This is a genomic window from Streptomyces sp. NPDC057950, assembly GCF_042887295.1.
GTDB classification, from domain to species: domain Bacteria; phylum Actinomycetota; class Actinomycetes; order Streptomycetales; family Streptomycetaceae; genus Streptomyces; species Streptomyces kaempferi.
This window is the reverse complement of record NZ_JBHVPP010000008.1, coordinates 177,986-193,150: the sequence shown is the minus strand read 5'-3', so window position 1 is coordinate 193,150 and position 15,165 is coordinate 177,986. Positions and strand designations below refer to the sequence as shown.

Sequence of the window (15,165 nt, the reverse complement as noted above, 5' to 3'; positions counted from 1 at the left end):
GCCATGGACAACAACGAGGACAAGCTCCGCGACTACCTCAAGCGGGTCACCACGGACCTGCGGCAGACGCGCCGCAGGCTCGCCGAGTTCGAGACCCGCGAGCACGAGCCCGTTGCCATCGTGGCGACCGCCTGCCGCCTGCCCGGCGGAGTCCGCACCCCGGAGGACCTCTGGACGGTGGTGAGCGAGGGCACCGACACCGTCGCGGCCATGCCCACGGACCGAGGCTGGGACCTCGACGCCCTCTACGACCCGGACCCCGACCGGACCGGCACCAGCTACGTCCGCGAGGGCGCCTTCCTCTACGACGCGGCGGAGTTCGACGCCGGGTTCTTCGGGATCTCACCGCGCGAGGCCCTGGCCATGGACCCGCAGCAGCGCCTCCTGCTGGAGACCACCTGGGAGCTCTTCGAGCGGGCCGGCATCGACGCCAACACCCTGCGCGGCAGCAGCACCGGCGTCTTCATCGGCTCCAGCAACCAGGGCTACGCCGTCGACGGCAGCAACGCGCCCGACGAGGTCGAGGGCCACCTGCTGACCGGCGGATCCGCGGCCGTCCTCTCCGGCCGGCTCTCCTACAGCTTCGGCTTCGAGGGACCCGCGGTCAGCCTCGACACCATGTGCTCGTCGTCCCTCGTGGCCCTGCACCTGGCCATGCAGGCCCTGCGCACCGGCGAGTGCTCCATGGCCGTCACCGGCGGCGCCACCGTCATGGCCACCACCCGCAACTTCGTGGAGTTCAGCCGCCAGCGCGGGCTCGCCACCGACGGACGCTGCAAGCCGTTCGCGGAAGGCGCGGACGGCACGGGCTGGGGCGAGGGCGTAGGCGTGCTGCTGCTGGAGCGTCTCTCCGACGCGCGCCGCAACGGACACCAGGTCCTCGCGGTGGTCCGGGGTTCGGCGATCAACCAGGACGGCGCGTCCAACGGTCTGACCGCCCCCAACGGACCCTCCCAGCAGCGCGTCATCCGCGCCGCCCTGGCGAACGCGGACCTCACCGCCCAGGACATCGACGTCATCGAGGCGCACGGCACCGGCACCAAGCTCGGCGACCCCATCGAGGCCCAGGCCCTGCTCGCCACCTACGGCAAGGACCGGCCCGCCGACCAGCCGCTGTGGCTCGGCTCGGTGAAGTCCAACATCGGCCACACCCAGGCCGCCTCCGGCGTCGCCGCCGTGATCAAGACGGTCGAGTCCCTCCGCCGCGGAGTCCTCCCCAAGAGCCTGCACGTCGACGAGCCGACCTCCCACGTCGACTGGTCCACCCAGACCCTGAAACTCCTGACGGAACCCGTCGACTGGCCCGAGACCGGCAGGCCCCGCCGCGCCGGTGTCTCCTCGTTCGGCGGCAGCGGCACCAACGCCCACGTCCTCCTCGAACAGGCACCACAGGACGAGGAACCGGAAGACACCGCGGCCGCCACCGCCCCCACCGCCCTTCCCTGGCTGCTGTCCGCACGCTCGGACAACGCGCTCAAGGCCCAGGCCGAACGGCTCGTGGCCGCCGTCGAAGCCGGTGACACCGACGCCGTCGACGTCGCCCACTCCCTGGCGGCCGGCCGGGCCGCACTCGAGGAACGCGCCGCCGTCGTCGGCGCCGACCGCGACGAACTCCTGACCGCCCTGCGCGCCGTCGCACGCGGTGAACAGCCCGCCACCGTCGCCCGCGGCCTCGCCGAGAACCCCGGCGAGGACATCGACACCGTCTTCGTGTTCCCGGGTCAGGGTGCGCAGTGGGTGGGGATGGCGGTGGAGCTCCTGGATTCCTCGCCGGTGTTCGCGGCTCGTTTCGGTGAGTGTGCGGCGGCGTTGGACGGGTTCGTCGATTTCGATCTGCTGGATGTGGTGCGTGAGGGCCGGTCGTTGGACCGGGTGGATGTGGTGCAGCCGGTGTTGTGGGCGGTGATGGTGTCGCTGGCGGCGTTGTGGGAGTCGTTCGGTGTGCGTCCGTCGGCGGTGGTGGGTCATTCGCAGGGTGAGATCGCGGCTGCGGTCGTGGCGGGTGCGCTGAGTCTGCAGGATGGTGCGCGGGTGGCGGCATTGCGCAGTCGTGCGATCACCGCGCTGGCCGGTCATGGTGGGATGGTGTCGGTCGCCCTGCCCCGCGTGCGGGCGGAGGAGCTGATCTCCGGTTGGGACGGCCGTATCTCGGTCGCGGCGGTCAATGGTCCGACGTCGGTCGTGGTCTCGGGCGACGCGGACGCCCTGGATGAGTTGGTGGAGCAGGCGGCTACTCAGGATGTTCGGGTGCGGCGGGTGGAGGTGGACTACGCCTCGCACTCGGCGCATGTCGAGCTGATCCGGGAAGAACTCCTGGAGGTTCTCGCTCCGGTGGTGGCATGCGAGCCGGTGGTGCCGTTCTTCTCGACGGTGACGGGTGGGTGGCTGGAGTCGGCGGTCACGGATGCCGGGTACTGGTACACGAACCTGCGTCGGACGGTTCAACTGGAACCCGCCGTGCGTGAGTTGGTGGCTTCGGGTCATGGTGCGTTCCTGGAGATGAGTCCGCATCCGGTTCTGACCGTTCCGGTCGCGGAGACGGTGGAGGCGGCGGGCAGTGAGGCCGTGGTCACCGGCACTCTGCGTCGTGGTCAGGGTGGGCTCGCCCGCTTCTACACCTCGCTGGGTGAGGCGTGGACGCGTGGTGTCGGCGTCGACTGGGGTCAGGCTTTTGTCGGGCAGCGGCCGCGTCGGGTGGAGTTGCCGACGTATGCCTTCCAGCGGCAGCGGTTCTGGCTGGAGTTGCCGAAGGCGTCCGCGGTGGTGGATCCGGTGGACGAGGCGTTCTGGAAGAGTGTCGAGGACGGTGACCTGGAGGGGTTCGCGCGCACTCTGGGTATCGAGGACCAGGAGTCGCTGGGTTCGGTCGTGCCCGCTCTGTCGTCCTGGCGCAAGGGGCGCCAGGCCCGTTCCACCCTCGACAGCTGGCGCTACCGCATCGTCTGGCGGCCGAAGCCCGAACAGGGCACGCCCGCACCGACCCTCGACGGCACCTGGCTCGTCGTCGTCCCCGAAACCCACCAGGACGACCCGATCGTCCAGACCGTGACCCGCCTTCTCGTCGAGGCCGGAGCCGCGACCGTTCCCCTGGTGATGAACGAGACGGAACTCGACCGGACCGCCGTCGCGGAACAACTCACCGACATCGTCGCCGCCGACGCCGCCACCCCCGTACGCGGAGTGGTGTCCCTCCTCGCCCTCGACGAGCGCCCCGCCCCCGGCCACGCCGGACCCACCGTCGGCCTCACCCAGTCCCTCGCCCTCCTCCAGGGTCTCCTCGACGCCGGGACCGACACCCGGCTGTGGCTGCTGACCACCGAGTCGGCCACCATCGGCATCGCCGGCGACACCGTGGCCCATCCGCTCCAGGCCGCCGTCTGGGGACTCGGCCGGGTCATCGCCCTCGAACAGCCCAAGCTGTGGGGCGCCCTGCTCGACCTGCCCGCCGAACTCGACGCGCGCACCGGAGCGGCACTCGTGGAAACCCTCGCCGCCGCCGGTGACGAGGACCAGATCGCCCTGCGCCCCTCCGGCACCTACATCCGCCGCCTGGTCCGCGCCCCGCTGTCCGGCCGCCGGTCCGCCCGGACATGGACCACCAGCGGCACCGCCCTGGTCACCGGCGGCACGGGCGGCCTCGGCGGCCACGCCGCACGCCTCCTCGCCCGCAGCGGCGCCGAACACCTGGTACTCACCAGCCGGCACGGCCTCGAAGCCCCCGGCGCCAGGGACCTGTGCGACGAACTCACCGCCCTCGGCTGCCGCGTGACCATCGCCGCCTGCGACGTCGCCGACCGCGAGGCCCTGACCCGGCTCGTGGAACAGGTCGAGGCCGAAGGCCCCGCCATCCGCTCCGTCATCCACACCGCGGGCGTCGGCATGCTGGCCCCGCTCGCCGGGACGGACCTCGACTTCTTCGCCGAGGGCTTGCGCGCCAAGGTCCTCGGAGCGGCCAACCTCGACGCCGTCTTCGACCACGACCGCCTCGACGCGTTCGTGCTGTACTCCTCCGTCGCGGGCACCTGGGGCAGCGGTGACCACGGCGCCTACTCCGCCGGCAACGCCTACGTCGACGCGCTCGCGGACCACCGCCGCGCCCGCGGCCTGACCGGCACGTCCGTCGCATGGGGCATCTGGAGCCCCGAGGGCGGCGGCATGGCCGTCAACATCGTCCGGGAGCAGTTGCGTTGGCGCGGCATCCCCTTCATGGACGCCCAACTGGCCGTCGAGGGACTGCAACAGGCACTCGACCACGACGACATCTTCCTCGCCGTCGCCGACATCGACTGGGAACGGTTCGTCCCGGTCTTCACCGCCGCCCACCCCCGACCGCTCCTGCACGAGGTGCCGGAGGTCACCGAGGCGATGAAGGCCGACGAGGCCGTCGTCGCGAGCGCGGTCAGCCGCGCCGACACCCTCCGCGCGGAACTGGCCCAGATGTCCGCCGCCGAACGGGACCGGGTGCTGTTCGAGCTGGTCCGCACCGAGGTGGCCGGAGTCCTCGGCCACGCGGACAGCACCGAGGTCGCCGTCACCCGCGCCTTCCGCGAGATGGGCTTCGACTCGCTCACCGCCGTCGAACTGCGCAACCGCCTCAACTCCGCCACCGGCCTCGGCCTTCCGGCGACGATCGTCTTCGACCACCCCAACGTCCGCGACCTCGTCCGCTTCCTGCGCACGAGCCTCGTCCCCGACACCCGGGCCGACGCAGGCCCGCCGGCCACCGTCACCCCCGCGGCCACCGCCCACGACGACGAGCCCATCGCCATCGTCTCCATGAGCTGCCGCTTCCCCGGCGGCGTCACCTCGCCCGACGAACTGTGGAGTCTCGTCCTGGACGAGACCGACGCGGTGTCCACCCTGCCCACCGACCGCGGCTGGGACGTCGAGAACCTCTACGACCCCGATCCGGACCGGGCCGGTACGACCTACGCCCGTGAGGGCGGATTCCTGCACGACGCCGCCGAGTTCGACGCCGCGTTCTTCGGGATCTCGCCCCGCGAGGCGACCGCGATGGACCCGCAGCAGCGCCTGCTGCTGGAGACCGCCTGGGAAGCCCTGGAGCGGGCCGGCATCGCCCCCGACAGCCTCCACGGCAGCTCCACCGGCGTCTTCGTCGGCGCCTCCCACCAGGGATACGGGTCACGCTCCGAGGTGCCGGAGGGACTCGAGGGCCATCTGATCACCGGGACCGTCACCAGCATCGCCTCCGGCCGCATCTCCTACACCCTCGGCCTGGAGGGCCCGGCCGTCACCATGGACACCGGCTGCTCCTCCGCCCTGGTCGCCCTGCACCTGGCCCTGCAGGCGCTGCGCTCCGGGGAGTGCTCCCTCGCGCTCACCGGCGGCGCCGCCGTCATGGGCGAGCCCATCGGCCTCGTCGGTTTCAGCCGGCAGCGCGGCCTCGCGGTGGACGGCCGCTGCAAGCCCTTCTCCGCCGAAGCCGACGGCATGGGCATGGCCGAAGGCGTCGGCATGGTGCTGCTGGAGCGTCTTTCGGACGCGCGCCGCAACGGGCACGAGGTCCTCGCGGTGGTCCGGGGTTCGGCGATCAACCAGGACGGCGCGTCCAACGGTCTGACCGCTCCCAACGGCCTGTCCCAGCAGCGCGTCATCCGCGCGGCCCTGGCGAACGCGGGCCTGGCCGCCCAGGACATCGACGTCGTCGAGGCGCACGGCACGGGCACCAAGCTCGGTGACCCCATCGAGGCGCAGGCGCTGCTGGCCACGTACGGGCAGGACCGGCCCGCCGACCGGCCGCTGTGGCTCGGCTCGGTGAAGTCCAACATCGGCCACACCCAGGCCGCCTCCGGCATGGCCGGGGTCATCAAGATGGTGCAGGCGATGCGGCACGGTGTGCTGCCGAAGTCGCTGCACGCCGACGAGGTGTCGTCGTTCGTGGACTGGTCGGCCGGCGCGGTCGAGGTCCTCTCCGAGGCCCGGCCCTGGCAGGAGAACGGCCACCCCCGGCGGGCCGGTGTCTCCTCGTTCGGCGTGAGCGGCACGAACGCCCACATCATCATCGAGCAGCCCGCATCCGAGCAGCCCGCATCCGAGCAGCCCGCATCCGAACAGCCGGCATCCGAACGGCCCGAGCCGGAGGCGGAGGCAGCCGAGCCCGCTCCCGGGACGGACGGCCCGGTCGTCCCGTGGCTCGTCACGGCCCGCTCGGACAAGGCGCTCAAGGCTCAGGCGGAGCGGCTCGTGGCCGCCGTCGCGGCCGGTGACGCCGGCACCGTCGACGTCGCCCACTCCCTGGTGGCCGGCCGGGCCGCACTCGAGGAACGTGCCGTCGTCGTCGGCGCCGGCCGCGACGAACTCCTGGCCGCCCTCACCTCACTCACCGATGGCGAGGCGACCCCCGCACTCGTCCGCGGAACCACCCAACGCGTCGGCGAGGACATCGACACCGTCTTCGTGTTCCCGGGTCAGGGTGCGCAGTGGGTGGGGATGGCGGTGGAACTTCTTGACTCGTCCACGGTGTTCGCGGCGCGGTTCGGTGAGTGTGCGGCGGCGTTGGACGGGTTCGTGGAGTGGTCGTTGATGGATGTGGTGCGGGGTGTGGAGGGTGCTCCGGGGTTGGACCGGGTGGATGTGGTGCAGCCGGTGTTGTGGGCGGTGATGGTGTCGCTGGCGGCGTTGTGGGAGTCGTTCGGTGTGCGTCCGTCGGCGGTGGTGGGTCATTCGCAGGGTGAGATCGCGGCTGCGGTCGTGGCGGGTGCGCTGAGTCTGCAGGATGGTGCGCGGGTGGCGGCATTGCGCAGTCGTGCGATCACCGCGCTGGCCGGTCATGGTGGGATGGTGTCGGTCGCCCTGCCCCGCGTGCGGGCGGAGGAGCTGATCTCCGGCTGGGACGGCCGTATCTCGGTCGCGGCGGTCAACGGCCCCACCTCCGTGGTGGTCTCCGGCGACGCGGACGCCCTGGATGAGTTGGTGGAGCAGGCGACTGCCCAGGATGTCCGGGTGCGGCGGGTGGAGGTGGACTACGCCTCGCACTCGGCGCATGTCGAGCTGATCCGGGAAGAACTCCTGGAGGTTCTCGCTCCGGTGGTGGCATGCGAGCCGGTGGTGCCGTTCTTCTCGACGGTGACGGGTGGGTGGCTGGAGTCGGCGGTCACGGATGCCGGGTACTGGTACACGAACCTGCGTCGGACGGTTCAACTGGAACCCGCCGTGCGTGAGTTGGTGGCTTCGGGTCATGGTGCGTTCCTGGAGATGAGTCCGCATCCGGTTCTGACCGTTCCGGTCGCGGAGACGGTGGAGGCGGCGGGCAGTGAGGCCGTGGTCACCGGGACCCTGCGCCGTGGCCAGGGCGGGCTCGCCCGCTTCTACACCTCGCTGGGTGAGGCGTGGACGCGTGGTGTCGGCGTCGACTGGGGTCAGGTCTTCACCGAACAGCGGCCGCGTCGGGTGGAGTTGCCGACGTATGCCTTCCAGCGGCAGCGCTACTGGCTGGACGCGCCCGAGCCGGCCGGACCCTTCACCGGCCCGGTCGTGTTCGGCGGGGTCGACCTGGCCGACGACGGCTTCTGGGCATCGGTCGAGGACGGTGACGTCGAAAGCCTCGCCCAGACCCTCGGCCTCGACGACCAGGAGTCACTGGGCGCGATCGTGCCCGCCCTGTCGTCCTGGCGCCGCGGCCGCCGCGAGCGTTCCACCCTCGACAGCTGGCGCTACCGCATCGCCTGGCGGCCGAAGCCCGAACAGGGCACGCCCGTCACCCTCGACGGCACCTGGCTCCTCGTCGTCCCCGAGGGGCAGGAGAACAGCGACTTCGTGCGCGGCGTGACGTCAACGGTGGCCGAGCGGGCGGACGGCCTGCGCACCCTCGTCATCGGATCCCGGGAAGCCGAACGCGACCTGCTCGCCGACCTGCTGAGGCAGGAAGCGGCCCAGGGCCCCGTACACGGCATCGTCTCCCTGCTGGCCCTCGACGAACGGCCCTGGGCCGACGAGTGCGCCCTGCCCACCGGGCTCGTCCTGATGACCACCCTGATCCAGGCGCTCGGCGACGCGGCCTTCGACGCACCCCTGTGGTGCGCCACCAGCGGCGCGGTCTCCGTGCACCGCAACGACACACTGGACCGCCCGCTTCAGGCCATGGCCTGGGGCCTCGGCCGGATCGCCTCCATGGAGTACCCGCAGCGCTGGGGCGGCCTGATCGACCTGCCGGAGACCATGGACGAGCGGGCCGGCCGACGCCTGGCCGCCGCCCTGTCCGGACTCCTCGACGAGGACCACATCGCCCTGCGCCCCTCGGGCCTCTTCGCCCGCCGCCTCGTACGCGCCGGCGACGGCCCCCGCCCGGCCGGACCGGCCTGGTCGCCCAGCGGCACCGTCCTGGTCACCGGAGGCACCGGCGGCCTCGGCCGCCACGTCTCCCACTGGCTGGCCCGCAGCGGCGCACAACACCTGGTACTGGTCAGCCGACACGGCCCCGAAGCCCCCGGAGCCGCCGAACTCGTAGCCGAACTAGCCGAGTTGGGCACCCCGGCGAGTGTCGTCGCCTGCGACGTCGCCGACCGTGACGCCGTCCGCCGACTGGTCGACGACCTGCCCGGCGGCGGCACGCTGACAGCCGTCGTGCACACCGCCGGTGTCATCGACGACGGCGTCATCGACGCACTCACCCCGCAGCGCGCCCACGGCGTCCTGCGGCCCAAGGTGGACGCCGCGCTGGCCCTGCACGAGGCGACCCGCCATCTCGACCTCACCGCGTTCGTCCTGTTCTCCTCCATGGCCGGCACCCTCGGCCGCTCCGGCCAGGGCAGCTACGCCGCCGCCAACGCCTTCCTCGACGCGTTCGCCGCCAAGCGGCGCGCCGACGGCCTGCCCGCCACCTCCATGGCCTGGGGCACCTGGGCCGGCGGCGGCATGGTCAGCGAAGAGGTCGCCCAGCGGCTGCGCCGCGACGGCGTGCCGCCCATGGAACCCGAACTCGCCGTGTCCGCCCTCCAGCAGGCCCTCGACCAGGACGAGGAGTTCCTCGTCGTCGCCGACGTCGACTGGAAACTGGTCACCGCCCGCGCCTTCGCCGCACTGCGCGACTTCCCCGAGGCCCGCGCCGCCACGACCGAGGGCGAACGCACCGAGAAGGACACCGCGGCACACGACGGCCCGCCGCTGCCGGCCCGGCTGCGCGGCCTCGCGCCCGCCGAGCGCCGCGCGGCGCTCCTCACGGAGGTCCGCCGTCAGGCCGCGGCGGTGCTCGGGCACACCGACACCGACTCCGTGCCCGAGGGCAGGGCCTTCCGCGACCTCGGCTTCGACTCGCTGACCGCCGTCGAACTGCGCAACCGCCTCGCCGAGGCGACCGGGCTGCGCCTGCCCGTCACCATGGCCTTCGACCACCCCTCGGCCGCCGCGCTCGCCGCCCACCTCGACACCGAACTGTTCACCGACGACCACGGCACCGCCGCGGACGCCACCACGGCGGACCGGCTCCCGGCCCGGCCGCCGGCCGACGACCCGATCGTCATCGTCGGCATGGGCTGCCGCTTCCCCGGCGGCGTCACCTCGCCCGAGGAACTGTGGAGCCTCGTCGCCGACGGCACCGACGCCATCAGCCCGTTCCCCGACAACCGCGGCTGGGACGTGGAAAACCTCTACGACCCCGACCCCGACAAGCCCGGCCACTCCTATGCCCGGCACGGCGGATTCCTCTACGACGCCGACCGGTTCGACCCCGCCTTCTTCGGGATCTCACCCCGTGAGGCGGTGGCCGTCGACCCGCAGCACCGGCTGCTGCTGGAGACCTCCTGGGAAGCCCTCGAACGGGCCGGGATCGACCCCGAACTCGTCCGCGGCACCCAGACCGGCGTCTTCATCGGCTCCAACTACAACGACTACGGCACCCGGGCCCGCCAGGCGCCCGAAGGACTGGAGGGCTACCTGGCCACGGGCAGCGCGAGCAGCGTCGCCTCCGGCCGCATCGCCTACACCTTCGGCCTGGAAGGCCCGGCGGTCACCGTCGACACCGCCTGCTCCTCCTCCCTCGTCGCCCTGCACCTCGCCGTGCAGGCACTGCGCTCGGGGGAGTGCGGCCTCGCCCTCGCGGGCGGTGTCACCGTGATCTCCACACCGGACACCTTCATCGAGTTCAGCCGGCAGCGCGCCCTGTCGCCCGACGGCCGCTGCAAGGCATTCTCCGCCGACGCCGACGGCGCGGGCTGGGCCGAGGGCGTCGGCCTGCTGCTCCTGGAACGACTCTCCGACGCCCGCAGCAACGGCCACACGATCCTGGCGACCGTGGCCGGTACGGCCGTCAACCAGGACGGCGCCTCCAACGGGCTCACCGCCCCCAACGGCCCCGCGCAGCAGCGGGTCATCCGCCAGGCCCTCAGCTCCGCCGGCCTCACCCCGGCCGACGTCGACGCCGTCGAGGCACACGGCACCGGCACCAAGCTGGGCGACCCCATCGAGGCACAGGCCCTGCTCGCCGCGTACGGCCAGGACCGGCCCGCCGACCGGCCTCTGTGGCTCGGCGCGTTGAAGTCCAACATCGGCCACACCCAGGCCGCCTCCGGCGTCGCCGGCATCATCAAGATGGTGATGGCCATGCGGCACGGCGTCCTGCCCCGCACGCTGCACGCCGAGAACCCCTCGCCGCACATCGACTGGTCCTCGGGCGCGGTACGCCTGCTCGACCAGGAACGCGACTGGACCCGGGGCGACGCCCCGCGCCGTGCCGGTGTCTCCTCCTTCGGCGTCAGCGGAACCAACGCCCACGTCATCCTCCAGGAACCCGAGCCCACCGACGCACCCCTCCCCGAGGCCGTACAACCGTCCGCCGGCCACCGCACCGACGCCACCGACAGCACTGGCGGCACCGGCAACTCGACGGACACCGCACCCGCCCAGCCCTCCACGGCAACGGCCACGGCAACGGCTCCGGTCGTGCCGTGGCTGCTGTCCGCCCGCGGCACGGCCGCCCTGCGCGAGCAGGCACGCCGCCTGCTCGACCACCTCGCCCCGCCCCACGACGCACGCCCGGCCGACATCGCCCTGTCCCTGGCCCGCGGACGGACCGCCTTCGAGGACCGCGCCGCGGTCGTCGCCGACGACCCCGCCTCCTTCACCGAGGCCCTGACCGCACTCGCCGAGGGCCGCGAACACCCGCTCCTCAGCGTGGACCGGGCACGCACCGGCAAGGTGGCGTTCCTCTTCTCCGGACAGGGCGCGCAACAGCCCGGCACCGGAAGCGGGCTCTACGCCCGCTACGACGCCTTCGCCGACGCCCTGGACGCGGTCTGCGCCCACATGGACCGCCACCTCGAACACCCCCTGCGCGACATCCTGTTCGCACCGGCCGGTACCCCCGAGGCCGCGCTCCTCGACCAGACCGCCTACACCCAGGCAGGCCTGTTCGCCGTGGAGGTCGCCCTGTTCCGGCTCGTGGAGAGCACCGGCCTCAGGCCCGACGCCGTCCTCGGCCACTCCGTCGGCGAGATCGCCGCCGCGCACGTCGCCGGAGTACTCGCCCTGGAGGACGCCTGCCTGCTGGTCGCCACCCGCGGCCGGCTCATGCAGGCCCTGCCGGAGGGCGGCGCCATGATCTCCGTACAGGCGTCCGAGCAGGAGGTGCTGGAACTGCTCGCCGGCCACGAGGGCAGGGCCGCGATCGCCGCCCTCAACAGCCCCCTGGCCACCGTCGTCTCCGGAGACGAGGACGCGGTGACCGCCGTCGCCGACGCACTCGCCGCACAGGGCCGCAAGACCCGGCGCCTGAACGTCAGCCACGCCTTCCACTCGCCCCGCATGGACGCCATGCTCGACGAGTTCACCGCCCTCACCACACACCTCCCGCACCACACACCGGCCCTGCCCGTCATCTCCGCCGTCACCGGCGCCCCCTACGGAGCACAGGAGATCGCCGACCCCGCCCACTGGGGACGCCAGGTCCGCGAGGCCGTCCGGTTCAGCGACGGCGTGCGCACCCTGGAGGAACAGGGCATCACCACCTACGTCGAGATCGGCCCCGGCGGCGTACTGACCGCCCTGGCCGGCGACTGCGTCACCGGCGACGCCACCCTCGTCCCGCTGCTGCGCCGCGACACCGACGAGAGCGAGTCCTTCACCACCGCACTCGCCCGACTCCACGTCCGCGGCCACGCACCCGACTGGGCCACCCTGCTCGCCCCCCTGGGCGCACGCCGGGTCGACCTGCCCACCTACCCCTTCCAGCGCGGCAGCTACTGGCTCCAGGCCACCCCCAGCACCCGCGACGTCGCCCACGCAGGACTGGAGGCCGCCGGGCACCCGCTGCTCGACATCGCCGTACCGCTGGCCGGCTCCGACGGCGTCCTGCTCACCGGCACCGTGTCCGTGGAACGCCAGCCCTGGCTGCGCGACCACGCGCTCGGCGACAGCGTCCTCTTCCCGGGCACCGCGTTCCTCGAACTCGCCCTCCATGCCTGCGAACGGGCCGGCGCCGCCCAGGTCACCGACCTCACCCTGGAGACACCACTCGTCCTGCCCCGCACCGGAACCCTCCAGATCCAGGTCACCGTCGCCCCCTCCGACGGCTCGGGAACCCGCGCCCTGACCGTGCACGCACGCCCCCTGAGCACCCACGACGACACGGCCCTGCCCTGGGTCCGGCACGCCGGAGGCACACTCGGCGACGAACCGGCCGGCCCGCCCGAGGACCTCGGCACGGCCCCGTGGCCGCCCGCCGGCGCCGAACCCCTCGACGTGTCCGGGCTGTACACCCGCATCGCCGAGAACGGCTTCCACTACGGCCCCGCCTTCCGCGGCCTGCGCGCCGCCTGGCGGCTGGGCGACGAGGTGTACGCGGAGATCGCCCCGCAGGACGGCACCGCCCACGAACGCGCCGGGGCCTTCACCGTCCACCCCGCGCTCCTGGACGCCGCCCTGCACACCGTGGCACTCGTCGCCGACGCCGACGGACCCACCGTCGTACCGTTCACCTTCACCGGAGTGACGGTGACCGCCGCCGGACCCGCCGCCCTGCGCGTACGCCTCACCCCGCGCGGAGACCACCAGTACGCCGTCCAGGTCGCCGACGCCACCGGCACGCCCGTCGCCGGCATCACCGGACTCGTCCTGCGCCCCGTCGACAGCACCCGGCCGGCCCACCCCACCGGCGCCGCCGGCCTCTACCGCGTGCGGTGGGTGCCCGCCGGCACGCACGCCGGCACCGCCCCGGCACCGGCGCTGGTCGACGCCGAAGCCGACGCCGCCCTGAGCGACTGGGCCGCCCGGCACACCGGCCCGGTGACCCGCCACGACAGCCTCGACGCCCTGCGCGCCGAGGTCGCATCCGGCGCCCCGCTGCCGCCGACCGTGGTGGTCGCGCTGCCCGCGACCACCGGTGCCGACGACCACGCCGACGCCGTCCGCAGGACCACACACCGGGCCCTCGAACTGGCCGGCGCCTGGCTGCGGGAGGAGACGTTCGCCCCGGCACGACTGGTGTTCGCCACCCGGCACGCCGTGCCCACCGGTAGCGGCGACGCCGCGGCCACCGATCCCGCGCAGGCCGCCGTATGGGGCCTGATCCGCGCGGCCAAGGCCGAGAACCCGGGCCGCTTCGGCCTCCTCGACCACGACGGCGCCGCCGCCTCCCTGGACCTGCTGCCCGCGGTCCTGGCCGGCGGAGAGGCGGAGACGGCCCTGCGTGAGGGCAGCGCACTCGCCCCGCGCCTGACCCGCGCCCAGGACCTCACGGACACCGCCGTCACGGACACCCCGGACGTCACCGGCACCACCGGGAGCCTCACCGGCCTCGACCCGTCCGGCACGGTCCTGGTCACCGGGGCGTCCGGGGTCCTCGCCCGGCAGGTCGCCCGCCACCTCGTCACCACGCACGCGGTCACCTCCCTGATCCTGGCCAGCCGCCGAGGCGCCGACGCCGAGGGCATGGACGCACTGTCCGAGGAACTGCGCGGCCACGGCGCCCAGGTGACCGTCGCCGCCTGCGACGTCGCCGACCGCGACGCCCTCGCCGCACTCCTGGCCCACGTCCCCGCCGACCGCCCGCTGACCGCCGTCGTCCACACCGCCGGTGTCCTCGACGACGGCGTCGTCGAGGCACTCACCCCCGAACGCGTGGACACCGTCCTGCGGGCCAAGGCCGACGCCGCGGCACACCTCGACGCGCTCACCCGCGACACCCACCCCGTCACCCTCGTCCTGTTCTCCTCGCTCGCAGGCACCTTCGGCGGCGTCGGCCAGGGCAACTACTCGGCCGCCAACGCCTTCCTCGACGCCCTCGCCGCCCGGCGCGGCGCCGAGGGACACCCGGCGCTCTCCCTGGCCTGGGGGCTGTGGGCCGAACGCAGCGGCATGACCGGCAAACTCGGCGAGGCCGACCTGCGCCGGGTGCGCCGCGGAGGCGTCCAGCCCATGGACACCCCCGAAGCCCTCACCCTGTTCGACACCGCACTGCGCGCACCGGACGTCTTCCTCGCGCCCGCCGCACTCGACCCGGCCGCCCTGCGCGCCTCCGACGGATCCGTGCCGCACCTGCTGCGCGACCTCGTCCGGACCCGCAACCCACGGCCGGCCCGCGCGAGCGGCCAGGCCGCCGACACCACGGCACCGGAAACCGCCGACGGCCTGAGGGAACGCCTCGCGGCCCTGCCGGCGCACGAACGCCACGGCGCCCTGCTGCAGGCGGTGCTCGCCCAGGCGGCCCTCGTCCTGGGCTACGACACGGCCGACCCCATCGACCCCGAACGGGGCTTCCTGCAAGTCGGCTTCGACTCCCTGACCGCCGTCGAACTGCGCAACCGGCTCGGCGCCGTCACCGGCGTCCGGCTCCCGGCCACCCTGCTGTTCGACTACCCGACGCCCGCCGGCCTCGCCGACCACCTGCTCACCAGGATGGCCCCCGCACCCGCCCCCGCGACACCGGGCACGGCCCCCGCCTCCGGCGACTCCGTGCTGGCACGACTCGACCACATGGAAGGGGAGTTCCAGCAGGTGCTGGCCGACGCCGGACCGTACGACGAACTGCACGACGGACTCCGCAGCCGGCTCCAGCGGCTGCTCGCCCAGCTCGACGCCGCCGCACCCGCGGCGCACCAGGCGGCCGGCACCGGCCACCCGGACGAGGTGTCGGACGACGAACTGCGCCGGTTCCTGGAGACCGAACTCGGCGGAGCGTGACCCACGGGGGCGGCCGTCCGGCAGGGCGGCCGC

At 73.4% G+C, this 15,165-nt stretch carries 1 protein-coding gene; it reads left to right on the top strand.

The annotated features are described in order from the left end of the window. Positions 1 to 3 precede the first annotated feature (3 nt). The gene (locus ACFVTC_RS15930) at positions 4 to 15,132 is read left to right on the top strand and encodes a type I polyketide synthase (RefSeq protein ID WP_390127236.1); all 15,129 of its coding nucleotides are present in this window, start codon (positions 4 to 6) and stop codon (positions 15,130 to 15,132) included. Positions 15,133 to 15,165: the final 33 nt, after the last annotated feature.